Here is a 26215-nt window from a genome sequence, read left to right as displayed (position 1 = left end):
AGTCTACTTTGTAACATCGCGAGGTAAACTCGCTCCCACCACAACATCAACAGAGTGCAGCACTGGTAAGAGGCGGTTTACCCGCCGAGCTGTTGGGTCTATCAAACAAAAAGAATAAAACATCCTACTTTGTAACATCGCGAGGTAAACTCGCTCCCACCACGACATCAACAAAGTGCAGCACTGGTAGGAGGCGGTTTACCCGCCGAGCTGTTGGGTCTCTCAAACAAAAAGAATAAAACAGTCTACTATGTAACATCGCGAGGTAAACTCGCTCCCACCACAACATCAACAAAGTGCTGCATTGGTAGGAGGCGGTTTACCCGCCGAGCTGTTGGGTTTCAAATAAAAAGAATAAAAACTAACTACATGCACTCACCTCAATGAAAGCAATCAATCTATGAATATTTACCTGTTTTAATGGCTGCTTAATTTACAGACGCAAGTCGAATGCCACGGTGTTAAAAACTCATTATCAACATTTCAGATTGAGAAGAAAAGAGCAAAGCTGTGACGTTATTTTTGGCTAATTAGGTAAGCACCATTCGGTATTTTTGATACCGAATGGCTAAAATGAAGTAACTTGAAAGGTAAGGGCTAAATTACGCGTGAGAAGCGTGTAGTTTTAATTTGGTTTTGTAAATAAGCGTCAAAGCACATACAAATAATGCGGATAAACAGGTTCCCACTATTGGTGACTTTGATGGTGTGTTTAGTTAGCGTCACGAGTCCATCTGCTGCTAGCGGCGCTAATGCGGTGAGAGCTTGAGAAAAATATTCATCAAAATTAATATCAAAACGTTGTTCGAACTGCCCTTTATCTAATTCAAAATGACAAATAAGCTGTTTTATCACCGAGGCGCGAATTTCATCATCATCACTTAATGTGATACCTTTGCTAATAGCGCATTGCTTAGCTTCAATAGCTTGATAGTATGGCTTTAAGTCTTTCTCATTTTGCAAGATCATATGACCAACTTGTGAAATAGAAGAAACACCTAAGCCTAATAAGTCGCAGTCACCATGGGTTGTATAGCCCTGAAAGTTGCGGTGAAGATGGCCTTCATTTTGCGCCATAGCCAGCTCATCGTCTTTTTTAGCAAAGTGATCCATACCGATGAATTGGTATCCTGCTGTAGTCATCTGCTCTAGCGTTTGTTTAAAGATAGCCAGTTTTTCGTTTGCACTTGGCATATCGATTTCCTTTAGCTTTCGCTGAGCTGCAAATCTATCAGGAAGGTGAGCGTAATTGAACACTGATACTCTGTCAGGAGACAGTGCGATAAGCTGTTCAATCGTCTTTTTATAGCTCTCTACCGTTTGAAATGGTAGCCCGTAGATCATGTCCATGTTGATAGACTTAAAGCCAAGCTCTCTTGCCTCAGTTAACGTAGCGAGCACTTCATTAAGTTGTTGTGGGCGATTTACTGCTGTTTGAACTTCGTCATTAAAATCTTGTACACCGAAAGACACACGATTAAATCCGAGCTGATGTAGGTGACGCATCATGTTCGGTGCGAGGGATCTGGGGTCTATTTCGATACCACGCTGTGCACCATCTGAAAACGTAAAGGCGTTATTCAACATGGAGATTAACCGAGTCATTTGCTGTTCGGTTAAGAAAGTGGGTGTACCGCCGCCTAGATGTAGCTGTTCTACCGTATAATGCTCAAAGAAAGGTGCTTTTGCGACAATCTCTTGGGCTAAATAATCAAGATACAGATCGGCTTTTGACTGATGGCGGGTGATGATCTTATTACAACCACAGTAATAACAGAGCTGATGACAAAAAGGAATGTGAATATACAAGGAAAGCGTTCGAGAGTTTGACCCCATTATTGCCGTTTGCAAGTCATTGTGGGAATAGCCTGTCTCTAGCGATAGCGCTGTCGGATAGGATGTATATCTCGGACCTGAGATATTATACTTGCTGATAAGGGAGTCATTCCAAATAGGTAAATTAATCACGATACGCACTCTCGAGTTATAGTATTGACGAGAGTGTACTGCGTCCAAGCCGATTTGGGTTTGCCTCAGATCAAAGCATGCCGTGGTTACGGCATGCTTTAACGTATAGATTATAACTTAAATTGATTAACGGTTGAGTTAAGCGCTTTAGCCAAGTCATTTAAATCTCGAGCCTCATCAGCCAATACGTTAGCGTGGTTGGCAGTGCTATTAACTAGCTCATTGATTTGATTAAGGCTGTTATTTATATCTTCTGCCACTACCGTTTGTTGCTCAGTTGATGTGGCTATCTGATGACTTTGATCTTGGACTGTTTTTACTGACTCTGTAATTTCTGTTAAAGCGTTAAGGACTGCTTGAGTTTCTTCAACAGTACCTTCTGCACGATCTTGTCCTTGTTGCATCATAACAGAGGCTTTTTGCGCAATTTGCTGCAAACGGGAGATCATATTACGAATATCGTCGGTTGATTCTTGTGTACGGCTTGCAAGTGATCTTACTTCATCTGCTACAACGGCAAACCCTCTACCTTGCTCACCTGCACGAGCTGCCTCTATTGCAGCATTTAGCGCTAGTAAGTTGGTTTGCTCAGCAATACCATTGATCACATCTATCACTGCTCCGATGTTGCTGGTTTCTTGCTCAAGACCTGCTACCACTTTTGCTGCTTCACCAATATGTAGTGCCAATTCAGTCATTACGTCTTGTGCTTGTGAAGAGCGGCTTGCTCCCTCATTGGTTACGCGTTGCACGACGTCAGCAGCTTGATTTGTTTCTTGTGCGTTGCGAGAGATCTCCGTAACGGTTGCGGCCATTTCAGTAACCGCAGCACTGACGCTATCTACTTGCTCTTTCTCACGCTGAATTTCACTATTTGTGTTGTTTGATACTTCACGTAGTTGTGCCGATGCGCTACTTAGTTGCTGTGCTTGTGCTGCGGTATCCAGCATCATGGCTCTTAACTTATCAATAAAGGTATTCATATGATGGGCAAGTTGGCCTACTTCATCTTTACTGGTAATGTCGATGCGCCTTGTTAGATCCCCTTCTCCAGATGCAATATCATGCATGGTTTCTGTCAGCGCGACAATGGGTCTTGTGATCATCTGTGTGGCGATAAGAATCATGGCTACGATAATCGTTAAAATAACAATTAAAATGGTGATAATGCCCATCACAGCTTCGTCGACAGGTTCATTAATTAAAGAAACAGGTATAAGGATGCCGACATGCCAATCTAAAAGTGGGTTGTCTAGTTTTACATTATCGTAAACAACATAATATTCCTGTCCTTTGAAAGTGACACTTGCAAAGCCTACTGGGTTACTTTTTATTGCATTATTAAGAGCTGCAAAACCATGGGTATTATTAAATTGGGATTCCAGTCCATCTAGCCCTTCTTTTCCCTTAGCGCCTTCGTCTGTTGTTGAAAGTGAATGCCCCGTGCGCTCGGATAAATGTACCACTTTTAAATCACCATCGAGTAAGAAGCCATAGCCCTTACCTTGAAACTGGATTTGCTCCACCATGTCATTTAATTTATTAATTTGCAGATCAACACCACCCATCGCTACGAGTTTGCCATTACTGCCATAAATAGGTTGGCGGATCACGGCTGAAACAGCCCCTGTGTTTATATCTGTGGCAATTGGGCCAACATACAACTGACCGACATCAAGTGTTTCTTGCCACCAAGGACGCTTGTAAGCGTAGTAAGGTCTGCCATCAGAATAAGCTGAAGTTCGGTCGTTTTCTTTAAAGTACTCACCGGTATTGGCAGACGCGATGAAAGCCGAGAGAATATTTTCATCACCACGGGCTATCCGAACTAAGTCTTCATTAACCTCTTGATAATCTTTATCACGACTAAGATCAGCACCGCGTGTTTTGTAATTCTCGAACCAATGGATGTTGTGTGGGGTAGAGACAAAGGTTTCAACGACTTTGCCGTACTGACCAAAAAATGCTTCCATGGCAAGTTTTTCAGCCTGAATATAGCTTTGTGTTTCTCGTTCAATCCCCTCTCTTGAGAGTGTTGCGATATGATTTACAAAAAAGCTTGATGCGATGATTAACAACATCGAAATAGTACCGCCGATCAACAGCAATATTTTCTTTCTTAGGGATAAATTCTCGAGCATGACAGTTCTTATTTTTAGCTTGTGCAAACAATAATAAAACCATAGATAAAAACAGAACGCTACCGTTTGCGTTGACTTGTTTTACATAGATAATACAAGTGAACTCAAAGGGTAAGGCTATATTAAGATGAAAGTATTAAATCATAATGTTGTGGTATTAGGTGCAGGATGGCTAGGTGAGGCAATATGTCAACACGCTCAGCTACAAGGTTGGCAAGTTGAGGGGACGAGAACACAATTGCATCATACTCATCCTTGGTCTAGACAATTCGTGTTGACGGAGCAAGGCCAAGTTGAGCACTCTGTGACCCTAGAACATGCTTATTGGATCTGTGCTATCCCGCCAAGAGCCAGACAGGTTGATAGTAATTACCTTAACACCTTAGAGCAGGCTTTATCTCTTGCCAAGAAAATGTCTGCTAAAGGGTTTTTGCTTTGTTCTAGCACTGGGGTTTATGACACAGCTGACGCGGAATATGATGAGCACGGCGCACTTGCTGACAAGTCAACTTTACGAGTTAGTATACTTAGAGGTGCTGAAGAGCGGGTGCTAAATAGTGGCGGTAAGATTGCACGCCTTGCTGGTTTACAAGGGCCAAACCGAGAGCCTGGTAGGTTTGTTGCGGGTAAAGCGTTATCAAGCTCAGCAAATGCTCGAGTCAATATGGTACATAGGGATGATGTCGTTGCGGCGATAACTAGCATTGTTGCTCACTGGCAGGAAGCAGCAGATATCTATAACATTTGTTATCCGTCTCATCCAACACGAAAAGCGTTTTACCAACGCCACTGTAAACAGTTGGGTAATCCAGAGCCGACGTTTGCATCCTCTGCAACTCAGGATCGCATTATAAAAGCCGAGCGTATTACTGAGCTCGGCTTTGAGTATCGTCATGCGATTTATTGAGATTATGTAACTGGAGTTGACGGTAATAGCTGAGCTGGCAGTAGGTGTGCCAGCGCTGCTTGCTCCAGTAAATTATTTGCAGCTTCGATATCTGGCGCGAAATAGCGGTCTTTATCATAGAAAGTCACCACTTCACGAAGAATATGGTGGGCTTCTGTTACTTTACTCGATGGTTTAAGTGGCGCTCTAAAATCCAGCCCTTGTGCGGCTGCTAGGTATTCTACTGCCAACACACCTTGAGTGTTGTCGGCCATGTCTTGCAAACGCCTTGCTGCAAATGTGGCCATTGAAACATGGTCTTCTTGGTTGGCTGAGGTTGGCAGACTGTCAACACTGCCTGGGTGTGCGAGTGTTTTGTTTTCAGAGGCCAATGCGGCTGCGGTGACTTGTGCAATCATAAAGCCAGAATTTACACCGCCATTGTTAACTAAGAAGGGTGGTAATTTTGATAAACTTGAGTCGATGAGCAGGGCTATACGACGCTCAGCTAAGGCACCAATTTCAGCAATCGCGATCGCTAGGTTATCAGCAGCCATAGCAATAGGCTCTGCGTGGAAGTTGCCGCCTGAGATAATGTCACCGGCATCTGCAAAGACCAATGGGTTATCAGTAACACCATTCGACTCAATAAGGATAACCTCAGCTGCTTGGCGGATCTGAGTTAAACAAGCACCAAGGACTTGTGGTTGACAGCGTAAACAATATGGGTCTTGAACTTTTTCACAGTCTACATGGGCGTCACTGATTTCAGAACGAGCTTGCAATATATCGCGAAACGCAAATGCAGTATCTATTTGACCTTGTTGACCGCGAACCTCATGGATACGTGCGTCGAATGGTGAGCGACTTCCCATCGCCGCTTCTATACTCATTGAACCAACTACGCAGCTTTGGGCATAAAGATCCTCAGCTCTAAACAGGCCTTGCAATGCAAAAGCAGTGGATGCTTGTGTACCATTTAATAGCGCAAGGCCTTCTTTGGCAGCTAATGTAAGTGGCGCAAGTCCAGCGATCCTTAAGCCTTCTTTGGCATCAATGAGTTTGCCTTGGTGACGTACTTGGCCTTCCCCTAATAGCGGTAAACACATATGTGATAATGGTGCAAGGTCGCCAGATGCACCGACCGAACCTTTCTTTGGTACGCATGGATAGACTTGCGCATTCAACAAGGCTGCCAAAAACTCAATCACTTTAAGGCGGATCCCAGAAAACCCTCGAGATAGCGAGTTGATCTTCAACACCATCATGAGTCGGACAGTACTATCGTCCATCAGCTCGCCAATGCCAGCTGCATGCGACAGTACAATAGAACGCTGCAATAACTCCAGTTCATCTTTAGCAATCTTTGTGTTGGCAAGTAGTCCAAAGCCGGTGTTGATCCCATACACAGTGCGACCTTCTTTAATCACTTTCTGTACAGTTTCTGCACTGTTTTCAATGGCCGCTTTTGCTGACTCATCAAGGCTTAAAGATACAGGGTGTCGGTTGATTTGGCGCAAAATACTCAGCGTCAACTGGCCTGGGAGTAAATTTAGTGAGTACATGCTTACTTTCCTTCTAGCATTGGTAAATCAAGTTTCTGCTCTTTTGCACAGTCTTTTGCAATGTCATACCCTGCATCTGCGTGGCGCATCACACCGGTGCCTGGATCGTTCCATAGTACCCGAGATAAACGAGCGTCAGCTTCGTCTGTGCCATCCGCCACAATTACTACGCCAGAATGTTGGCTAAAGCCCATACCAACGCCACCACCGTGATGCAGCGAGACCCACGTTGCACCGCCTGCGGTATTTAACAAAGCATTGAGTAACGGCCAGTCTGATACTGCATCGGAGCCATCCATCATTGATTCAGTCTCCCGATTTGGACTCGCTACAGAGCCAGAATCTAAGTGATCACGGCCAATAACAATTGGTGCTTTGAGTTCCCCATTTTTGACCATTTCATTGAATGCTCGTGCAAGGCGTGCTCTGTCTTTTAACCCAACCCAGCAAATACGAGCAGGTAGACCTTGGAATTGAATACGTTCGCGTGCCATGTCTAACCAATTGTGAAGGTGTGGGTCGTCTGGAATAAGCGCTTTAACCTTCGCGTCTGTTTTATAAATATCCTCAGGATCGCCAGATAACGCAACCCAGCGGAATGGACCTATGCCTTGGCAAAACAGTGGGCGAATATAAGCAGGAACAAAACCCGGGAAATCAAAGGCGTTATCGACCCCTTCCTCTAGCGCCATTTGGCGAATGTTATTCCCGTAATCAGTTGTTGCAGCTCCGCGCGATTGCAGCGTTAGCATGGCTTTTACTTGCACTGCCATAGATTGTTTTGCCGCTTTTACAACCATTTGTGGATCGCTTTGACGAAGTGCAGCTGCCTGAGCCATAGTCCACTCTTGCGGTAAGTAGCCGTTTAGTGGGTCGTGCGCAGAAGTTTGGTCGGTCACTACGTCAGGCGTGATGTTGCGCTCAACCAACTCAGCATAAACATCCGCAGCATTGCCCAACAGACCAACGGATACAGGTTGCCCAGAAGCCTTAGCTTCATTAATGATAGCTAACGCTTCATCAAGTGTGGTTGCCTTTCGGTCGACGTAGCGTGTGTTAAGACGAAAATCAATTCGTGACTCATCACATTCAACAACGAGGGCGCTAAAACCAGCCATTGTTGCTGCCAGCGGCTGCGCGCCGCCCATGCCGCCAAGGCCACCGGTTAGGATCCACTTGCCTTTTGCTTCACCATTGAAGTGTTGTTTTGCCATCGCGACAAAAGTCTCGTATGTGCCCTGTACAATACCTTGTGAGCCAATATAGATCCAAGAGCCTGCGGTCATTTGGCCATACATCATCAGACCTTTTTTATCCAGCTCGTTGAAGTGATCCCAGTTCGCCCAATGTGGTACTAAATTTGAGTTAGCAATTAAGACACGAGGCGCATTACTGTGAGTTTTGAATACGCCGACCGGTTTACCTGATTGCACCAGTAAGGTCTCATCTTCTTCTAAGCGGTCTAACGTTTCAACGATTTTATCAAAACATGCCCAGTCGCGAGCGGCACGACCAATACCACCATAAACCACCAGTGCATTAGGGTGCTCAGCCACTTCAGGGTCAAGGTTGTTCATCAACATTCGCTTTGCGGCTTCGGTAAGCCAGCTCTTTGCGGTGATCTCTGTTCCCCGCGGTGCGCGGATCTCGCGATTTGGGTCTAATCTTGGGTTTTCACTCATTCTGCTCTCTCCTGTTGTATATACAACCTAAGTGAGAAGTCTAGTGGAAAGCATAGTTGAACTTCGCTTCGTTAGGTTGTGTGCTTATTTTTTACATAATAAGCGCGTTATTATGTGTGTTGATGATGTTGCCGTAGCGCTTTAGCCACGGCGTATTGTATTTATTGTTTCTGTTTAAAGGTGAGGTGCCCACCTAGTCGGTATTTACTGCCCGGTGAAATGAGGCGTGCAAAGCTGACAATCCCTTTTGCTGACCAGGTTCTGCGAATCATTTGCAGACAGGGTTCCTCATTATACAGTCCAAGCCATTGGCAAACTTCTTGTGATGGCATAATGGCTTCCACCGTATGCCTTGCTTCAGTCAGCGGTGCAACGTGAGATAAATACCCATGTGGTGTGATCTGTTCAAAGTTTTGGTCAAGATATTCAGGCGCTGACAGCGGATTAACAAAGCGCTCTTCAACTTGCAGCGGTTGCTCATTTTCATTATGAACGATAACGCTTCTATACACAGGTGCATCAGCTTCAACACCAAGAGCGATAGCAATAGGTGCAACGGCTGCAATTAATTCTAGCGTTAATACTGTACAGGTGTACTTGCCATTACGTGCATTCACCTCATCAGCAATGTTTCGGATCTCCAATAGGGAAGACTGAGATTTAAAGCTTGCTACAAAAGTACCTAACCCTTGGCTACGAGTTAAAATTCCAGCTTCAGTGAGCTCGCTTAGTGCACGCCTTGCAGTCATTCTACTCACTGTAAACTGATCCGCTAATTCATTCTCCGAGGGAACCCGGTCGTTCTCGTGCCAACGAGCTGCACGAATGTTGTCGATAATATACTGTTTTATCAACGCAAACTTTGGAAGATCGGCCACTGTTGTTATCTCGAGTTAGTATTTATGTAAATAAAGATGGCACATTTATCTTGTATATACAAGTTTGCCTGTTAGACTCAAGGCATAAATTTATGGTCTCTACACTTCTCTAATTGAGCAATTGCGGACTGTTTCACCTCAGAGTATTCAGGTTTAGATAGGAAAACGATAATGTTAGAAGCTGATTTATTGATTATTGATGTTAACCTCGCAACCATGGATCCCGCCCTTGATAACCCTTATGGAGCAATAGAAAACGCGGCTATAGCTATCAAGGACGGTAAAATCAGCTGGCTTGGCCCTCGTTCATCACTGCCTGAAATCGATGCGCTAGCGACGCCCATTCACAAAGCGAATGGCCAATGGTTAACACCAGGGTTAATTGACTGCCATACGCATATTTTATTCTCAGGATCTCGAGCCAACGAATTTGAACAAAGGTTACTAGGCGCATCCTATCAGGAGATTGCAGCGCAAGGTGGAGGGATCGCAAGCACGGTCAAAGCAACGCGTTTAGCCGATAGAGAGTTCTTATTTGTAAATGGCAAAGACCGTCTCAACAGCCTTTTAAGAGAAGGAGTGACCACAGTTGAGAGTAAATCTGGCTACGGTCTTGATGTTGATAATGAACTGAAATTATTGGAAATCAATCAACTACTGAATGATCACCACCCAATTGATGTCCATAGCACATTTTTAGGTGCGCATGCACTACCGCCGGAATATAAAGATAATAGCCAAGCTTATATTGATTTAGTATGCGATACGATGTTGCCTTTAGTTGCGGAGCGCCAATTGGCAACTGCTGTGGATGTATTTTGCGAGAATGTTGGGTTTTCATATCAGCAAACCAAACAAGTTTTTGAACGAGCACAAGCTTTGGGACTAAAAATAAAGTGTCATGCCGAGCAGCTATCTAATCAGCATGGGAGTGAACTGGTTGCCGACTTTAAAGGGTTATCTGCTGATCATATTGAGTATCTGGATGAAGCGGGGGCTAAGGCGATGGCGAAAGGTGACGTGACAGCTGTGTTGCTGCCCGGCGCTTTCTATTTCTTGAGAGAAACACAAAAGCCCCCGATTGAATTACTCAGAAAACATCAAGTGGCTATGGCAATAGCCAGTGATTTTAACCCAGGGACTGCACCACTTTGTTCACTTAGGTTAATGCTAAATATGGCCTGTACCTTGTTTAGAATGACGCCAGAAGAATCCCTCTGTGGTGTGACGAGAAATGCAGCCAAAGCACTGGGTCTTAAAGACCGCGGTATTTTAAGGATTGGTATGCGTGCAGATTTAGCGTTATGGAATATTACTCACCCTGCTCAGTTAAGTTATCAATTTGGCATAGCTGACCTGTCAAATTTGTGGATCTTGGGTAAACTTAGTCAGTAATGAAACTTTTATAAGCAGTTAATTATGCTCTCAATTTCAACAGCAAATGGCAGTGTCACAGAAATATTGCTGTCTGAAGGAATCGTGCTACTTATTACGCCATTGACGGCGGGGATCGTTGGCGCAGTGCTAATGGGAGCACTTGCTCTATTACTCACGCGCTCCAGCGCCACGCTAAAAATCGCGCATGTGACAAGCGCGATTGTTGCTGTGTTACTGGCACTGACTGGTGACACCACTTTTTTATACCTGCTGACTTTGGTATTGCTCTTATATTTGTTCGAAGGCTTACAAACTCACAGAAGCGGCATGCTATTAATTAGTATGACGGCTATCATTGCGCTTATTACATGGGTTGTGTCTGAATATGTGTGGGTTAGTGCTGCTCAATATAGTGCTATTGCTATTATTGTTATGTACGTTTTGCTGCTGATTTATCAGACATATCAACAAACAGAGATGCTAAGTCGGGAGGAGGAGGATAGCGATGACATTGAGCATGAAAGCTTAGGGTTGCCAGGAAGACAAAGTTTTAAGCGTGCGTTTAATGAATACAGGCAAACGAATGGCCATTCTTGCATGCTTGTACTAGTTCGACTGATGGGCTTTGAACAGGTTAACTTTCACTTAGGTCGTGAGTTTGGCGATCTGCTTTTAGCTCAGTCAGCGAACCGTGTTGCTCAATGTTTGCAGTCCGGCGACGTGATGGCGATCACTCATGGTAATGAAACGGCTAAAATGGCACATTTGGGCGGTCTCAACTTTGCGTTTGTATGCTCTTTGCAACACGGCAATCATTTACACGAGCAGCTTATCGAAGAAATCGCAAACAGCACCTTAAAGCCATTTAATGTTGGTAGTTGTACTTTAGAAATCACAATGAGAGCAAGCTATGTCAATTGTGATGAGGAAATGGGTCAATTAGAGAATTTGATCTCCTGTGTATTTTTGGCACTCGATTCCCAAATTGTAACCCACCAACAAAGCCTTCAACAGGTAGTGCCTTATCAACAACGCATGCAGATCCATCGCCTTGAGCAACAAGTTAGGTTATCGGAGCTTGCTAAGATCAATTTTAGATCTGAGTTTGAGCTTTATTTTCATCCAGTTATTCGTCATGAAGATAATGGGATCGAGTTTGTTGAGTTGTTACTGCGATGGCAACATCCCAAACAAGGGATCTTAAGTGCACATGAGTTTATTGATGATATCCGTTTAGTCGGGCTTGCCATTCCTGTCGCTCAATATGTATTGGAGCGAGCATGCGAGATAGCATTGGCACTCAAGATGGAAGGGAGCGCTGTACCGATCAGCATTAACGTTTTTGGTGCTGAGCTGTTAAGTGAAAGCTTTATCGAATTTATTGATTATACCTTGCTACATCATCAGTTAAGTCCAGGGGCTATTATTATTGAATGCCCAGCGAATATGCTTGCTGAGTTAAATGAGCAAGAAATTGCGATGATCAGTAGGTTGAAAAGCCTTGGTGTAAAAATGTGTGTTGATAGCTTTGGGGATGCTCCGCTTGTTTTGGCTAAGGTACCCGCATTACGATTTGATTATGTGAAACTCTCTCGAAGCATGACGCAGGAGCCTGAGTCGATGGGACATACAAAATCTTTGGTAAAGGGAATTGTTGAAATGCACCAAGAAAAAGACTGTTTAGTCATCGGTGAGGGGGTTGAATCTACGGGACAGCTAGAGTTTGTTAAGAGCATCGGAACAATCGCAGCTCAAGGTTTTTACTTTTCTAGACCACAAAATAGTAATGTATTGATTAGTTGGCTGAAGCAAAACCTGTAATACCAATTTACTTGCTTCAGCTAATTGGTATTACGTGTGTCGCGTGCTGATGTAGGCGTTAGCAAGACTAGTTAACACTTGGCCACAATGCGCTAACCCAGTACGCTCTCCAAGTGGATGCTGGGCCGGTGCTGCTTCACAGAGGTGGACGTACTTTGTATTCGGATGCTGAGCTAAACGGTAGACAAAATACTCTGCATCATCACAGGTAAAGCCTTGATAAGTAAGTGCACTAGCTGGCATTTCAATAATTGCATCGACATCTAACTCGACACCCAGAGGGGCATGATGAGGAAGTTGTGCGAGTGCTTTGTCTAGCGCCTCAGGCAAGCTCAAAGTTCGCCGTGTTTTTATTGCTTGATAGCTCGAAAAACCAAACCCAGCTTTACCTAACTGCTCCAAAATCGTTTGATTATTTTTATGCTCATGCAAGCCGATAACATGATAGCTAGATAAACTGCCTGCTTGGTACGCATAGTTAAAGCCATTTCCGCTATGCCTTCCCTCACATGCTCTAAAATCGGCGTGAGGATCAAAGTTAATAGCGCACGCCGCTTGTTGAGTTGCAACGTGATATGCCTGTAAAATACCATAAGCGTTGTTGTGGCCACCACCTATGATTATAGGCTCCAAACCGGCTGCAAAAATCGGAGTCAGTGCGCTAATCACTTGCTTGTCGACCTCTGAGCACAACTGTCTTAATCTATCTAGCTGTTCAGTATCTTGATTACTTAACTCGCAAGAGGCTGCTTGTATTTCTTCTATATTCACTTCACCGAGTAGAAGAATTTTATCGCCACCAAGAAATTGGTTATTAGGTTGGTTGAGAAAACGTTGGAGGAACGCCTGCCAGCCAAGAGCCGCGCCACCTAAACCGCAATTAGCTCGAGGGCCAATGTCTTCGGGAATACCGAGCAATACGTAGCGGATCCCAAATTGTGCAGCATCTTTTAGTGATGCTGCATAATCATGCTCACATTGTAAAAAGCTGATATTTTGCCAAAGGCGCGTTTCCCCAGCTCTGGCTTTTACAAATTGTGAGATATGGCTTTCATCATATATACGAACTGCAGTATTCATGACTTATTCTTCTGATGTTTAATCTACTTCGTTTTCGTCTTCTAAGACCAGCTCTTCTGCTGAGATGATGATGCCTGTCGAGTCGGCATAGACGAAGTCATCTTCATAAAACGAAACACCAGCAAAGTTTACAGGGATCCCGACTTCACCACTGCCACTACTGTCTGCTGCCACTGGAATAGATGCGATCGCTTGAATGCCAATATCGCTCTCTTCTAATTCATCGACATGGCGAACAGCACCATAGACAATAATACCTTGCCAATTATTCTCAACAGCGAGTTCTGCTAAATCAATATCAATTAAGGCGCGTCTGGTAGAGCCGCCACCGTCAACGAGTAAAACGCGACCTGTGCCATCTTGTTGCAGCACATCTTGGATTTGCTCGTTATTCTCAAAACATTTGACGGTAGTGATTCGACCACAAAATGATATTTGGCCGCCAAAGTTGATGAACATAGGCTCTAGCACGTCCACCACATCGGCAAAGTGGTCGCAAAGATCAGAAGTGCTGTATTCCATATTGGATCCTCGAATATTGATTATCATTACCCAGTATACTCTCATACTTGTGCTTAGCAATGCTTTGATTCAACTTACATATTTGTGTCTTAAAAGTGTCACCGATTTGTTATTTTGCTCTTCTATGCTGATATTGTGAGCAATTAAGCGTGACCGAAGTAATGAAGGCAAAATTAGCAGAGTTAGACACTGCACTTTATTTTGTGGTGTTTTGCCCAAAACCGAGAAATTGGTTTAGGTTAATAGCATTAGGCTTATCGAAAAGTGGTAATGGTGGACTGTATGTGTTGGTGGCGATTGCATGTGCGCTCTTTTTAGAGCCCCTGGGTCAGCAGTTTGCGCTAACGGTAATGGTGGCTTTTGTAATAGAGAGACCGCTTTACTTTTATTTTAAAAATCGCTTTGCTCGACTGCGCCCCTGTGATTGCTATGCAGTAAAAGCATTACTCACACCAAGCGATAAGTTTAGCTTGCCATCAGGGCACAGTGCAGGTGCTTGGCTATATGCGACTTGTCTAATAGAACATCTTCCTCTGGCTACTTTTCCGTTAATGATATGGGCAACCGGAGTGTCTTTGTCACGAGTGATTGTTGGCGTGCATTACCCGCTTGATGTCGTACTTGGTGCCATAATGGGCATTGCATGTGCAAGTGTAGCGATTTTGATGTTAGGAAGTTTATGAAAATACTATATGGTGTTCAAGGAACAGGTAATGGCCATACCACTCGAGCACGGGTGATGGCGAATTGCTTTCGCGACATGGGTGTGTCAGTGGACTATTTTTTTACCGGTCGCCCGTCGAAAAACTATTTCGATATGCATGACTTTGGAGAATACCGTAGCTGTCGTGGTTTATCGTTTGTGACTGAGCATGGCCAACTGAATCGTTTAAAAACATTGCAATCGCTTCAATTTGGAGAGTTTATTCGTGATGTTAAGCAGCTTGATGTGTCAGGGTATGACCTCATTTTTAATGATTTTGAGCCAGTGAGTGCTTGGGCTGGAAAAATGGCAAAAGTACCTGTTCTTGCGATGAGTCATCAAGCTTCTTATCTATATAGTGCGGTGCCACAATTCGCTATTCAACCTTGGCACCGTGCGTTGATCCGCTATTTTGCACCTGCTGATATCCATTTAGGAGTACATTGGCAGCCTTTTGATAAGCACATTATTCCTCCCTTCATTCCGTACGAAGCAGAGCAAGAGCAATGTGCATCAATCGCCAATAAAGTACTAGTTTACCTTCCATTTGAAGCGCTTGAAAGTGTGATTGAATTGCTAAAAGACTTCCCTGACAAAGAATTTTATTGTTATCACCCAGAAGCCCAAAATAGCTCACGGCAGCATATTCACCTTAGAAAGCCAAGTAGAGCTGGGTTTATTCAAGACTTAAAAAATACCAGTGGCGTGATTGCGAATGCCGGATTTGAACTTTCAAGTGAAGCGTTAAAGTTAGGCAAAAAACTATTATTAAAACCGCTAGAAGGGCAGTTTGAACAACAAAATAATGCCCAGACTTTAGCCTCGCTTGGGTTGGCGCAAGTGATGAATTATTTAAATGCTGGCGCCTTGGAAGAATGGCTGAACTCATCAATGGAGCATTCGATTTTCTTTCCATCAGATCCTCACTTCCTAGTTGAGTGGTTGGTAAAAGGACAATGGCATGACGTCGCATCGCTACATCAGCATTTATGGCGGGATGTTAATTTAATGTTTAAAAAGGTGGCTTGAATATATTATTTTGTAATATCAGCCCAGAATAACTAATTAGAAGGAGGTAATCCGTTTCGGCTTCAACTATACTTTCTGTGATCATTTCATATTGTAGGTAAGCCAATGGCGGTATTAGAAAATCTAACTATCAGACGTCGTTTGCAATTGAATGCATTAGTGGTAGGGATGGCCTTAATCGTAATGTTATTTATGATCATGTTCGAAGCTCGAACTATGCTCAAATTGAATGAGTCAATTCAATTTGCAGAAGAGCTCGAAGTTCATGAATTAGCAATGCGTAAGCATGAGAAAAACTTCCTGTTTTATAAAGAGGAAGAAGCGCTAGAAAAGTTTGAGGCAGAATATCGCCTACTACAGACAAAACTTGATTTACTTCAAACTACTTTTACTGAGTTTGGTATTGATTTAAGTGAAACCAATCAGCTTGAGGCGATTACGAAAAGTTACTTTACCGACTTTCAAAAGGTTGTAGAGCTTCAAAGAACGATAGGTTTGCACCCAAAAGATGCGCTGTATGGCGAGCTTAGGGGAGCAGTGCATGAAGTCGAAACTTTGCTAAAAGAGCAGCAAAATTATCAGTTGCTTGCGACTATGCTGCAACTTCGCAGAGCCGAAAAAGATTTTATGCTTCGCCTCGACACGAAATATTTGACACGATTTAATGACCTAGTCACCCAGTTTGCTAAAGAGATCCGTGCAGCTGGCTTTAGCTCGCAATATCAATCTCAGCTACTTACTCTCCTTAATACTTATCAAGTTAAATTTGCAGGTTTAGTCGCAGCTCAAGAAAGGCTTGGTTTAGATCTGGATAGTGGGGCATTAGGGAAGATGAAGGCAATCGTTGAGAGAAGCGATGCGATTGTGAATGCTGTGGTGGAGCAAGCCAAAAGCGCGATTAAGGAAAACGTCGATCAAACACAAATGGTTGCGATAGGTGTGTTTATAGTTGCTAGTATCATTGTAATGACATTGGTGCTTTCAACCAGCCGCTCCATCATTCAACCAGTTGAACGGGTGTATCAGACGATTGAGCGGATCCGTCGTGATAATAATTTAAGTTTGCAGATCGAGCAAAGTGGTAACGATGAAATCACAATTATGACGCGAGACTTCAATAGCTTAATAACGGACTTTAGACATTTAATCGCGGATGTAAACGGTGCGTTGGCGACAATAAATGAAGCCACCAATCACCTCACCGAGACGACGGCACAGACCAGCGCTGGTATGTCTGAGCAACTTCATGAAGCTGATATGGTGGCAACCGCAGCAACTGAAATGCAAGCGACAATTCAAGATATCTCTCATAATACAGGTGAGGCTGCACATAAAGCAGAAACCACAAACGAAAATGCCCAGCAAGGCCGTCGTGAAGTGACTGCTACAATTGAGCATATTATGCAGTTATCTGAGTCACTCGGGGGGGCTTCAAGCGTTGTTGCTCAACTTGAGCGTGATGGTGAGACTATTGGCTCAGTACTGGATGTTATTCGTGGTATTGCCGAACAAACTAATTTACTTGCACTCAATGCTGCCATTGAGGCTGCGCGAGCTGGCGAGCAGGGCCGAGGCTTTGCGGTTGTTGCAGATGAAGTTCGCTCTCTTGCTCAGCGTACCCAAGATTCAACACAAGAGATTGAAAGTATTATCTCCACGTTGCAGCAGCGCACACGAGAGGTAGTTAACATCATGGATCAGTGCCGTGAACAGGGTAATGAGAGTGTTTCTCAAGCTGAAAAGGCCGGCGAGCTACTTAGTATGATCACGCAAGATGTGCAAACGATCATGGAAATGAGTACGCATATCGCCACTGCTATTGATGAACAAAATCAAGTTGCTTCTGAAGTGAATAAGAATGTCGTTAAAATTAGAGATATTGCACAGAGCGCTTCTGAGCATGCACATTCTAATGCACAAAGTAGTGAAGAAGTGGCAGAGCAAGCGCGCGTGTTACATGAGGCGGTTGCGAAGTACACAGTATAAACGCTGAAACCACTGCTTATTTATACCAAATCCCCACTGATTGATAGTGGGGATTTTTGTGTTTGACTCTAAGGTATAACCTGAGCTGCGGATAATTAATGCCTTTTTAGCAGCCAGTTTTAGCGTTAACTGCGTTGAGCTCACTTCCAATAGGCATCTACTGGTGCGTAAATTCGCCTCGTCTACAGGATGAGGTACCATAGCGAGAGCAGGACGCGGAAGCGGTGTTTCCACTAAAACTCTCTAGCTAGACAAGGTGGTAAGTTAAGCTGTACTTTAACAACAAAGAGCTAGAGCATTCCTTATCCAAACCTCAGGTTAATTACATTTTCAGATATTGCGAGGCAATATGCTAGGGTAAAGCAAGAAGTTGTATACGTCTGTAGTCAAAATATGGAGACGTACATTACATTTCAGAAGACTTTACTCAGTACCATGAGCAGGCATTGTTATGGAAGTTTGATTAAGGCACAAACTTGATAGGTACGCTGTCCTTTTTGGCGTGATGCTTTTCTACCGCATCCAAGTATTCCTGCCATAATTTATCGTGTTGTGTGGCTATGGTATGTAGGTATTGCCAACTAAAGAGCCCTGATTCATGACCATCATCAAAAATAAGCCGTGCGGCATAATGGCCAATGGGTTCAATCGCTTTAATAGCCACACTTTGTTTGTTTAGTACCAACTGTTTTTGTGCAGGAGTGTGCCCTTGAACTTCTGCAGATGGGGAATGTGTTCGTAAGTATTCGGCTTTTAGGCAGTAGTAGCTGCCGTCCTCAAAATAAACGTCGAGTACTTTACTTAGTGTGTGATAGTGAAGTTTGGTTACCTGATACATACTGTTCCATACCAATGAAATTAACTCTTCAAGCAATATGAAGGGTAGTGCATTACCCAGCCATTCCTGAACCAAAATAGCTGCTACCAATTTACTTAATACTTGTTTAATTTGAAGGCGTAAATCTGACGCTAACAGTGTTGAATTCACTTCCAATAGCCATGCCTTGCCTACAGGATGTAGATACCTTAGCGAGAGCAGGACGCGGAAACGGTGTTTTCCCTAAAACGTTCTGGGTAGACAAGGAAAAACTAAGTTGTGCTTTAGCAACAATGAGTTGAAACACTCCCTATCCAAGCCTCAGACTAAATAGAGAAGTTCTCCCTAGTTATTGAGAAGATTTTCTCGCCTCAAAATAGGAAACTCAATTAAGATAATCGGTATAACTTAACTTGTCTGTATTCATAAAAAAGCGGAGCTTTGCTCCGCCTTTTTGACTTTCTTTTACAAGATGAAGCGGCTTAGGTCTTCGTCTTGAACAAGCATATCTAAATGTTGTTCAACATAAGCAGCATCAATCGTTAAGGTGTCACCGGCCTTTTCACTGGCATCGAATGAAATCTCTTCCATCAGCTTTTCCATCACAGTGTGAAGGCGACGCGCACCGATGTTTTCAGTTTTCTCGTTGACCTGATATGCAGCTTCAGCCAGTTTGGTGATGGCATCATCGGTAAAGTCGATAGTAACGTCTTCAGTTTTAAGTAGTGCCTGTTGCTGCTCTGTAAGAGAAGCATTTGGCTCAGTTAGAATACGTTTGAAGTCACCAGCAGTAAGCGCTTCTAGCTCAACGCGAATGGGTAAACGGCCTTGTAGTTCAGGGATTAAGTCCGACGGCTTAGCCATTTGGAAAGCGCCTGATGCGATAAACAAAATATGGTCAGTTTTTACCATACCGTGCTTTGTATTAACCGTAGAACCTTCGATAAGTGGTAGCAAGTCACGCTGTACACCTTCACGGCTAACATCAGGCCCTGAAGACTCTCCGCGCTTACAAATCTTATCGATTTCATCAATAAACACGATACCGTTTTGTTCAACCGATTCAATAGCTTGCTCTTTAAGTTCCTCTGGATTAACCAGCTTTGCAGCTTCTTCTTCAATTAGTAGCTTAAGTGCTTCTTTGATTTTTAGCTTGCGGCTCTTTTTCTTATCACCTGACATATTTTGGAACATGCTCTGTAGCTGATTGGTCATCTCTTCCATACCAGGAGGTGACATAATTTCAACGTGAGGAGCCGTTTCAGCGATGTCTATCTCAATCTCTTTATCATCTAACTGGCCTTCGCGTAGTTTCTTGCGAAATACTTGACGTGTCGATGAGTTTTCATTTGGTTGAGACTCACCCCAGGCATCTTTTGCAGGTGGTAAAAGTGCATCTAAAATACGCTCTTCTGCTGCTTCTTCTGCGCGAAACTTAAACTTTTTGGTTTGCTGTTCACGGGTCAGTTTAAAAGACACTTCAACCAAGTCACGAATGATGGTTTCAACTTCTTTACCAACATAGCCCACTTCAGTGAATTTGGTGGCCTCGACTTTAATAAATGGTGCATTTGCCAGCTTTGCTAAACGGCGGGCGATTTCAGTCTTACCAACACCGGTTGGGCCAATCATCAGAATATTTTTTGGTGTAACTTCTGCACGCAACTCTTCATCAAGCTGCATACGACGCCAGCGGTTACGTAGTGCAATCGCAACGGCTTTTTTAGCTTTATCCTGACCAATAATATGTTGATCAAGCTCGTGCACAATCTCTCTTGGAGTCATAGCTGTCATGACGAGTCCTATTACAATTCTTCGATAGTTTGGAAATTATTAGTAAATACGCAGATGTCGCCTGCAATCTTTAGGCTCTTTTCTACGATCTCTTTCGCACTCAAGTCTGTATTCTCAATTAGTGCAGTTGCTGCCGCTTGTGCGAAATTACCACCACTGCCGATAGCAATAAGGTCATGCTCAGGCTGGACAACATCACCGTTACCAGTGATGATAAGTGAGGCGGTTTCATCGGCTACTGCAAGCAAAGCTTCAAGCTTTCTCAGTGCTCTATCTGTGCGCCAATCTTTTGCCATTTCTACGGCTGCTTTGGTGAGATGGCCTTGGTGCATCTCAAGCTTAGCTTCAAAGCGTTCAAATAATGTAAATGCGTCTGCTGTACCGCCAGCGAAACCAGCTAGTACCTTACCATTGTATAGGCGGCGTACTTTACGCGCGTTGCCCTTCATAACTGTGTTACCAAGTGAAACTTGGCCATCACCGCCGATAACCACTTTGTCATCTCGACGAACGCTAACGATGGTAGTCATAGTAATCCTTATCCGGGTTTGTACCCGTGTAACTCAAGATTAGTAAGAAATATGGGTAGACTGATAAAAATCAAGTCCAGCCCCAAATCCCACAGCCAAATATCCCGACTCGCTGTAGCTTGTTTTTGTCACTTTCAGCCAAACGCTTAGTATCATAAGGCCCTAAACGAACGCGATACCACACACCATTGCTGCCTTCGGTACGGCGGATCTCAGCGATTAGACCCGCAAATGCCACTTTAGCCTTCATTGCTTCAGCTTGAGCATGGGTCTTAAATGACCCGCATTGCATTTGATAGGGGCCTTTACTTTCGATTTCTTTGACTTCTACCTTGATTTCATGATTTTTGATTTCTTCGATGAACTCAGGTGGGCGCGGTTTTGGTTTAACCACGGTTTGCTCTTGAGCAGGGTGTGGATTTTTAGCTTGCTCTACTTCTTTAGGATCCGCATTGGTCTTGATAAACCATAGACCATAAGCAAAACCACCAATTAACAGTAATGCAGCGATAGTTGCTACAACAGGAAATTTTGTGGTTTTCTCGGGTTTTGTTTTGCCTTTCCCTTTGGGTTTTTTATTGATGTAATCGTGCTGTGCCATGAGTCATTGGTTTCTAATAGCTATCCATTGGATCCACATCTATGCTCCAGCGAACTCGGTTGGCAGACTCGTGCGTTGAAATATAGCGCGCAAGTTGCGAAAGATAGTTGCGAAGCACAGTGCGTTGTTGTGCGTGTATATGTAACTGATACCTGAACTTTCCTGCAATTCTTTCAAGCGGCGCAGGAATTGGACCTAGCAATTGTATACCAGGATAGGGGGTAGCTGGAACCAAATCTGATAAAAACTGCAACACAGTGTTGATGTTTGTGGCTTCGGCGCGAATGATAGCCAGGTGTGCAAAAGGAGGGAGCATGGCTTCTTCACGCTCTTTTAGTGCATATCTTGCAAAGTCACCGTAACCATTGTTGATTAAATCTTGTAATAGTGGGTGCTCTGGAAAATGGGTTTGTAGTAGCACGGTTCCTGCTTCACCGGCTCGACCTGCACGTCCTGCAACTTGCGTGATTAATTGAGCCATCTGCTCAGTCGCTCTGAAATCACAAGAATACAAACCAGAATCTACATCTAAGATCACGACAAGGCTGACATCGGCAAAGTGGTGCCCTTTGGCTAGCATTTGCGTGCCAACTAATATACGTGCCCCTCCTTGGTTTATGTCTTCTAGTGCACTTTCAAGGCTACCTTTGCGGCGTGTCGAATCGCGATCAATCCGAGTGACGGGAATATCCGCAAAGCGTTCGGTTAAAAAGCTTTCTAGCTGCTCAGTACCTAGCCCAGTAGGCATAATTTGAGTACTACCACAGTCAGGGCATTGCCTTGGCACAAAATCTTGTTCACCGCAGTGATGACATACCAAACGATTCATATTTTTATGATATGTGGCGCTGGTGGAGCAGTGTTTGCAGGTGTTAAGCCATCCACACTCATGACACATTAATGTTGGGGCGAAGCCGCGTCGATTTAAAAACACCATCACTTGCTTTGCGCGGTTAAGTGTTTTTTCTATCCAATGTAAACTCATTGGTGAAAACCCGCCTTGCTCTGGTTGGCCTTTCATATCGACTAGGTGAAACTGGTTATCATGTTGAGTTTGTGCGCGTTTACTTAGCGTCACCAATTGATATTTGTTATTAATGGCTTTGTGTAGCGTTTCCAATGCGGGCGTTGCTGTTCCTAAAAGCAGAGGGCAGTTTATTTGGTGAGCACGAAATGCAGCGAGATCTCTGGCGTGGTAACGAAGACCTTCTTGTTGTTTAAAAGAGTTGTCATGTTCTTCATCAACGATGATCATACCAAGACTCTTAAACGGTAAGAAAATGGCTGAACGAGTGCCGATTACCAATGCGCTTAACCCTTTTTCGGCGCGTCGCCACGTATGTAGACGTTCGTTATCGGTTAAATTGGAGTGCCATAGATCGATAGGAAGATCAGTAAAACGCTTCTTAAAACGGTTAACGGTTTGCGGTGTGAGGCCAATTTCTGGGACCAATACCAGCGCTTGTTTTCCAGCCTTGAGTATATTTTCAAGACTTTGCAAATACACTTCGGTTTTCCCGCTGCCTGTTACCCCTTCTATTAAGAAAGTCCGGTAGCCAACTTGTGCATTAATTGCACTGCAAATGGTAGCCTGTTGATCGTTTAGGCGTGGCTTGTCACCTAGGTGCAATTCGTTTTGTGCCCAGTCGCTGTCATGTTCAATAGACTGTACTATTAGTGCTTTGGCCTCGAGCGCTTTGATGGTTTGACTCGCAAACCCAAGCGCCTTGAGTTCGCTTAACTTTATTGCGCCACCTTCATATAACTGAGAAAGCAAAGCTTGTTGTTTTTTGGCGCGTAGTGTAGGGAGTGTTTGCCCTTTTTCCGTTAATCTTACCACAGGGATCTGGGTTTTATCTGGGTGGCCACCATCTCTTAACACGGCAGGGAGTGCTGTGAATAATGTATCACCAATCGGATGGCAATAATACTGTGAGACAAAATGCAAAAAATGTAATTGTGCCTGATTTAAAACAGGCTGTTCGTCGAGTACTGCGATAACCTGTTTAAGTTTCTCTTGTGGCACATCAGTGCGCTCTTTTATATTGAGTGCGATAGCAGTACAGCGACGGTTAGAAAAATCAACCGTTACTCTCATCCCAGTTACAACGTGCATCGTTGCTGGTAGCAAATAATCGAATGTGCGGTGTAATGGTAGCTTCAAAGCTACTTCAAGAATGAGCATATATTTCAATCCCATAAAAGTGAGCGCAGGCTCGAAGTATATACCTAAGATTATGGTATTGGAAAACAGCCCCAGCAATGACGATAAAAAACTCTGAAATATTGCTTGTAGATTGTCCAGTTAACCACTAAAATACGCCTCCACAATTTTGTATAACTACGTATGGTGCCAGACTTCGGGTTTGGAGAGCGATACGGCCTTAACTAGAGGTTGCTATGAAAGAAGGTATTCACCCTAATTACGAGACGATCACAGCATCGTGCTCTTGCGGTAACAAGTTCGAAACTCGTTCAACGCTTTGTAAAGATATTCACCTAGACGTATGTTCTGCGTGTCACCCGTTCTACACAGGTAAGCAGAAGATCCTTGATACAGGTGGCCGTGTTGATCGCTTCAACAAGCGTTTCGGTGCACTTAGCAGCAAGAAGTAATCTTGCTGGTCTAGTCGAAAAAAGCACCCTAGGGTGCTTTTTTTGTGCCTACGGTTCAATTGCAATTATAATAATGTATACAAATAGGCAGTGTTTGATTGCTTGTGCTTGGTACACCCCCGCCTTTTAAATCTTAAAATCAACTGATTTGGCAGCAAATCTTTACTGTAACCTAGAATAGAGTAATAGCTCTATTTCGCATGTTAATATTGGCTATTAATGAGCTTAAGTTGTGCCTAGGCAGAAAACGAATATATTTAATTATATTACTAGACACTATGCTTCGTAGTGGTAAATCGTGCTTTGTGCTTCTAAATGTCTCAATTGTGCAGTTAAATTTAGTAATAATTATAAATATTGCTCTTTAGTCATGGTATTTTACGCTAGTGCTATTTTTCATCACTTTGACTTGTCTTTAACCACTTACTTGCTTACTTTTGCAGGTCTAAATTGTGAAATTTTTCTTAAAATTGAAGAGAACGTCGAAGAAAATACGAATAAATACCGTGTAAGTGGATAGACCTGATTTTACTTGAATAATGAAGAAAACTCGGTATTGTGTGATGACGGTCGATTACCTATATGTCCTATTGACATCTGCTTAAAGCACTGTGCTTTTGAGTACTTTTATGTCGTCGCTCATATAGTTAATCGCACTGTTTGTGGTTGTAAATATGGAAGCAACCGACACTCAGAATGCGAATGTTTAGCACACTCTCACATTAACTTCGTAGGAAAATATCGCGCCATGACAGATTTTCGTCAACAAGCTCTAGATTATCACGAGAAGCCCGTTCCAGGTAAAATCAGCGTAGAGCTGACTAAGCCTGCCGAGACCGTAAAAGACCTAGCACTCGCATACAGCCCTGGTGTTGCCGAGCCAGTACGTGAAATCGCGGCAGATCCTGCGAATGCCTATCGTTATACAGGTAAAGGGAACATGGTAGCTGTGATCAGTAATGGTACTGCTATTTTAGGACTAGGTAATTTAGGTCCTTTGGCTTCGAAACCAGTTATGGAAGGTAAGGCTCTGTTATTTAAACGCTTTGCTGGACTGGACTCGATTGATATTGAAGTTAAACATAACACCACTGAAGACTTCATCAATACAGTAGCGAATATTGCAGATACTTTTGGCGGGATTAACCTTGAAGATATCAAAGCGCCTGAGTGCTTTGAAATTGAGCGCGCGCTTATTGAACGCTGTGATATACCCGTTTTCCATGATGATCAACACGGTACTGCAATTGTGACTGCGGCTGGTATGCTCAATGCACTTGAGATCCAAGGTAAAGATATTCATGATGCGATCATCGTGTGTTTAGGAGCTGGTGCCGCTGCAATAGCGTGTATGGAGCTACTTATAAAATGTGGTGCACAAAGAGAGCATATTTATATGCTAGACAGAAAAGGCGTGATCCATACTCGTCGTGACGATCTTAACGAATACAAAGAGCTGTTTGCAAATAATACGGATAAGCGCACGTTACAGGATGTGATTGCAGAGGCTGACGTATTTGTTGGCGTTTCAGGCCCAGATCTTCTATCTGCTGAAGATTTAAAATTAATGGCTGATAAGCCAGTTGTATTTGCATGTTCGAACCCAGATCCTGAGATCAGCCCCGATGTTGCACATGGTGCTCGTGATGATTTGATTATGGCAACAGGTCGTTCTGATTATCCAAACCAAGTGAACAATGTGCTATGTTTTCCGTTCATCTTCCGTGGTGCACTAGATGTACGTGCTACAGCGATCAATGACGAAATGAAGATTGCGGCAGTTGAGGCTATTAGAAGTATTGCAAAAGAGCCAGTACCTGCAGAGGTGTTAAAAGCAGCTGATGTCGACAGCCTTGAGTTTGGTCCGCAATATATTATCCCTAAACCGATGGATCCTCGCTTGTTACCTCGAATAGCAAAAGCGGTTGCTACTGCTGCGGTTGAATCTGGCGTAGCGCAAATCGAGATGCCCTTGGGTTACATGGAATAAAATAACCTAAACTGGGATAATAATTTGTTCTCTAGCAGTTGTTATCCCTTACTTCTGCGATAAATTTGTTTGTAATAGGCCAGCTATTGACGCACAAATTTGCCTTGTATTAAGAAATAACTGCTTGTAGCGATTCCAGCTTAAGTATGAAAAAAGCCTCGATTGAGGCTTTTTTGTGTCTTTATTTCCGTGAAAAATGAAGAGTCGATATTATACCAATTTGACTTAA

21 protein-coding genes are annotated in these 26215 nt (G+C 43.6%); 8 read left to right on the top strand and 13 right to left on the bottom strand.

All coding sequences use genetic code 11. The features are described from left to right. Nucleotides 1–597 precede the first annotated feature (597 nt). Both hemN and D9603_RS14215 read right to left on the bottom strand, forming a co-directional pair. Nucleotides 598–1968 carry an oxygen-independent coproporphyrinogen III oxidase gene (hemN, locus tag D9603_RS14220; RefSeq protein WP_128731816.1) on the bottom strand — a complete coding sequence of 457 codons (1371 nt, stop codon included), beginning with the start codon at nucleotides 1966–1968 and terminating at the stop codon, nucleotides 598–600. 110 nt (nucleotides 1969–2078) lie between these two features. Further along, nucleotides 2079–4109 (bottom strand): methyl-accepting chemotaxis protein, encoded by a 2031-nt coding sequence (locus tag D9603_RS14215; protein ID WP_128731815.1) that lies wholly within the window; start codon nucleotides 4107–4109, stop codon nucleotides 2079–2081. A gap of 127 nt (nucleotides 4110–4236) precedes the next feature. Here D9603_RS14215 and D9603_RS14210 point away from each other — a divergent pair, with 127 nt between their 5' ends. Beyond that, the gene (locus D9603_RS14210) at nucleotides 4237–5016 is read left to right on the top strand and encodes an NADP-binding protein (protein WP_128731814.1); all 780 of its coding nucleotides are present in this window, start codon (nucleotides 4237–4239) and stop codon (nucleotides 5014–5016) included. Nucleotides 5017–5018: 2 nt separating this feature from the next. Here D9603_RS14210 and hutH read toward each other — a convergent pair whose 3' ends face one another. From hutH to hutC, 3 genes are all read right to left on the bottom strand, one after another. After that, entirely contained in the window at nucleotides 5019–6560 is a 1542-nt protein-coding gene (gene hutH, locus D9603_RS14205; protein ID WP_128731813.1) for a histidine ammonia-lyase, read from the bottom strand. 2 nt (nucleotides 6561–6562) lie between these two features. Next, a complete protein-coding gene (gene hutU / locus D9603_RS14200) occupies nucleotides 6563–8242 on the bottom strand; it encodes a urocanate hydratase (protein WP_125252312.1) in 1680 nt (559 codons plus the stop codon). A gap of 161 nt (nucleotides 8243–8403) precedes the next feature. After that, entirely contained in the window at nucleotides 8404–9120 is a 717-nt protein-coding gene (gene hutC, locus D9603_RS14195) for a histidine utilization repressor (RefSeq protein ID WP_128731812.1), read from the bottom strand. A gap of 171 nt (nucleotides 9121–9291) precedes the next feature. Between hutC and hutI the strand changes: the two genes are divergently transcribed. Both hutI and D9603_RS14185 read left to right on the top strand, forming a co-directional pair. Beyond that, nucleotides 9292–10515, top strand: coding sequence for an imidazolonepropionase (gene hutI / locus D9603_RS14190; RefSeq protein WP_128731811.1), 1224 nt, complete (start codon nucleotides 9292–9294; stop codon nucleotides 10513–10515). Between the two features lie 24 nt (nucleotides 10516–10539). Beyond that, entirely contained in the window at nucleotides 10540–12318 is a 1779-nt protein-coding gene (locus tag D9603_RS14185; RefSeq protein WP_128731810.1) for a GGDEF domain-containing phosphodiesterase, read from the top strand. Nucleotides 12319–12348: 30 nt separating this feature from the next. Here the strand turns inward: D9603_RS14185 and D9603_RS14180 are convergent, their stop codons facing one another. Further along, nucleotides 12349–13398: a formimidoylglutamase gene (locus D9603_RS14180; RefSeq protein WP_128731809.1), complete on the bottom strand. Its 1050-nt coding sequence runs from the start codon at nucleotides 13396–13398 to the stop codon at nucleotides 12349–12351. An 18-nt stretch (nucleotides 13399–13416) separates the two neighbouring features. Next, entirely contained in the window at nucleotides 13417–13920 is a 504-nt protein-coding gene (gene rraA, locus D9603_RS14175) for a ribonuclease E activity regulator RraA (protein ID WP_125252307.1), read from the bottom strand. A 161-nt stretch (nucleotides 13921–14081) separates the two neighbouring features. Between rraA and D9603_RS14170 the strand changes: the two genes are divergently transcribed. The 3 genes from D9603_RS14170 to D9603_RS14160 all read left to right on the top strand — a co-directional run bounded on the left by D9603_RS14170 (nucleotide 14082) and on the right by D9603_RS14160 (nucleotide 17638). After that, nucleotides 14082–14603 carry a phosphatase PAP2 family protein gene (locus D9603_RS14170; RefSeq protein WP_125252321.1) on the top strand — a complete coding sequence of 174 codons (522 nt, stop codon included), beginning with the start codon at nucleotides 14082–14084 and terminating at the stop codon, nucleotides 14601–14603. Continuing rightward, on the top strand, nucleotides 14600–15652 hold the full coding sequence (locus D9603_RS14165; protein WP_128731808.1) for an MJ1255/VC2487 family glycosyltransferase: 1053 nt from the start codon (nucleotides 14600–14602) through the stop codon (nucleotides 15650–15652). The genes D9603_RS14170 and D9603_RS14165 overlap by 4 nt, the downstream gene beginning before the upstream one ends. Nucleotides 15653–15757: 105 nt before the next feature. Continuing rightward, entirely contained in the window at nucleotides 15758–17638 is a 1881-nt protein-coding gene (locus D9603_RS14160; RefSeq protein WP_128731807.1) for a methyl-accepting chemotaxis protein, read from the top strand. Here the strand turns inward: D9603_RS14160 and D9603_RS21840 are convergent. The 6 genes from D9603_RS21840 to priA form a co-directional block, all read right to left on the bottom strand. Continuing rightward, nucleotides 17606–17872: a hypothetical protein gene (locus tag D9603_RS21840; protein WP_128731806.1), complete on the bottom strand. Its 267-nt coding sequence runs from the start codon at nucleotides 17870–17872 to the stop codon at nucleotides 17606–17608. The genes D9603_RS14160 and D9603_RS21840 overlap by 33 nt on opposite strands. Before the next feature lie 229 nt (nucleotides 17873–18101). After that, nucleotides 18102–18476: a gamma-butyrobetaine hydroxylase-like domain-containing protein gene (locus D9603_RS14150; protein WP_128731817.1), complete on the bottom strand. Its 375-nt coding sequence runs from the start codon at nucleotides 18474–18476 to the stop codon at nucleotides 18102–18104. Nucleotides 18477–18920: 444 nt separating this feature from the next. Next, on the bottom strand, nucleotides 18921–20249 hold the full coding sequence (hslU, locus tag D9603_RS14145) for an HslU--HslV peptidase ATPase subunit (protein WP_125252303.1): 1329 nt from the start codon (nucleotides 20247–20249) through the stop codon (nucleotides 18921–18923). A gap of 11 nt (nucleotides 20250–20260) precedes the next feature. Further along, complete coding sequence (gene hslV / locus D9603_RS14140) at nucleotides 20261–20779, bottom strand: ATP-dependent protease subunit HslV (protein WP_125252302.1); 519 nt, start codon at nucleotides 20777–20779, stop codon at nucleotides 20261–20263. Nucleotides 20780–20849: 70 nt separating this feature from the next. Further along, nucleotides 20850–21380, bottom strand: coding sequence for an SPOR domain-containing protein (locus D9603_RS14135; RefSeq protein WP_128731805.1), 531 nt, complete (start codon nucleotides 21378–21380; stop codon nucleotides 20850–20852). A gap of 13 nt (nucleotides 21381–21393) precedes the next feature. Then, a complete protein-coding gene (gene priA / locus D9603_RS14130) occupies nucleotides 21394–23565 on the bottom strand; it encodes a primosomal protein N' (RefSeq protein WP_128731804.1) in 2172 nt (723 codons plus the stop codon). A gap of 215 nt (nucleotides 23566–23780) precedes the next feature. On the opposite strand from priA, the gene rpmE reads away from it, so the two are divergent. Both rpmE and D9603_RS14120 read left to right on the top strand, forming a co-directional pair. Then, the gene (gene rpmE, locus D9603_RS14125) at nucleotides 23781–23996 is read left to right on the top strand and encodes a 50S ribosomal protein L31 (RefSeq protein ID WP_010607053.1); all 216 of its coding nucleotides are present in this window, start codon (nucleotides 23781–23783) and stop codon (nucleotides 23994–23996) included. A 748-nt stretch (nucleotides 23997–24744) separates the two neighbouring features. After that, nucleotides 24745–25986, top strand: coding sequence for a malic enzyme-like NAD(P)-binding protein (locus D9603_RS14120; protein WP_125252319.1), 1242 nt, complete (start codon nucleotides 24745–24747; stop codon nucleotides 25984–25986). Nucleotides 25987–26215: the final 229 nt, after the last annotated feature.

It is taken from the genome of Pseudoalteromonas sp. PS5, assembly GCF_004103255.1.
GTDB classification, from domain to species: domain Bacteria; phylum Pseudomonadota; class Gammaproteobacteria; order Enterobacterales; family Alteromonadaceae; genus Pseudoalteromonas; species Pseudoalteromonas peptidolytica.
This window is presented reverse-complemented; position numbering and strand designations above follow the sequence as displayed.

What these genes read in the sequence shown, in the direction of transcription:
- D9603_RS14215 (WP_128731815.1), bottom strand. Translation starts at nt 4,109, where the DNA reads ATGCTCGAGAATTTATCCCTAAGAAAGAAAATATTGCTGTTGATCGGC.
- D9603_RS14210 (WP_128731814.1), top strand. Translation starts at nt 4,237, where the DNA reads ATGAAAGTATTAAATCATAATGTTGTGGTATTAGGTGCAGGATGGCTA.
- hutH (WP_128731813.1), bottom strand. Translation starts at nt 6,560, where the DNA reads ATGTACTCACTAAATTTACTCCCAGGCCAGTTGACGCTGAGTATTTTG.
- hutU (WP_125252312.1), bottom strand. Translation starts at nt 8,242, where the DNA reads ATGAGTGAAAACCCAAGATTAGACCCAAATCGCGAGATCCGCGCACCG.
- hutI (WP_128731811.1), top strand. Translation starts at nt 9,292, where the DNA reads ATGTTAGAAGCTGATTTATTGATTATTGATGTTAACCTCGCAACCATG.
- D9603_RS14185 (WP_128731810.1), top strand. Translation starts at nt 10,540, where the DNA reads ATGCTCTCAATTTCAACAGCAAATGGCAGTGTCACAGAAATATTGCTG.
- D9603_RS14180 (WP_128731809.1), bottom strand. Translation starts at nt 13,398, where the DNA reads ATGAATACTGCAGTTCGTATATATGATGAAAGCCATATCTCACAATTT.
- rraA (WP_125252307.1), bottom strand. Translation starts at nt 13,920, where the DNA reads ATGGAATACAGCACTTCTGATCTTTGCGACCACTTTGCCGATGTGGTG.
- D9603_RS14170 (WP_125252321.1), top strand. Translation starts at nt 14,082, where the DNA reads ATGAAGGCAAAATTAGCAGAGTTAGACACTGCACTTTATTTTGTGGTG.
- D9603_RS14165 (WP_128731808.1), top strand. Translation starts at nt 14,600, where the DNA reads ATGAAAATACTATATGGTGTTCAAGGAACAGGTAATGGCCATACCACT.
- D9603_RS14160 (WP_128731807.1), top strand. Translation starts at nt 15,758, where the DNA reads ATGGCGGTATTAGAAAATCTAACTATCAGACGTCGTTTGCAATTGAAT.
- D9603_RS14150 (WP_128731817.1), bottom strand. Translation starts at nt 18,476, where the DNA reads ATGTATCAGGTAACCAAACTTCACTATCACACACTAAGTAAAGTACTC.
- hslU (WP_125252303.1), bottom strand. Translation starts at nt 20,249, where the DNA reads ATGACAGCTATGACTCCAAGAGAGATTGTGCACGAGCTTGATCAACAT.
- hslV (WP_125252302.1), bottom strand. Translation starts at nt 20,779, where the DNA reads ATGACTACCATCGTTAGCGTTCGTCGAGATGACAAAGTGGTTATCGGC.
- D9603_RS14135 (WP_128731805.1), bottom strand. Translation starts at nt 21,380, where the DNA reads ATGGCACAGCACGATTACATCAATAAAAAACCCAAAGGGAAAGGCAAA.
- priA (WP_128731804.1), bottom strand. Translation starts at nt 23,565, where the DNA reads ATGCTCATTCTTGAAGTAGCTTTGAAGCTACCATTACACCGCACATTC.
- rpmE (WP_010607053.1), top strand. Translation starts at nt 23,781, where the DNA reads ATGAAAGAAGGTATTCACCCTAATTACGAGACGATCACAGCATCGTGC.
- D9603_RS14120 (WP_125252319.1), top strand. Translation starts at nt 24,745, where the DNA reads ATGACAGATTTTCGTCAACAAGCTCTAGATTATCACGAGAAGCCCGTT.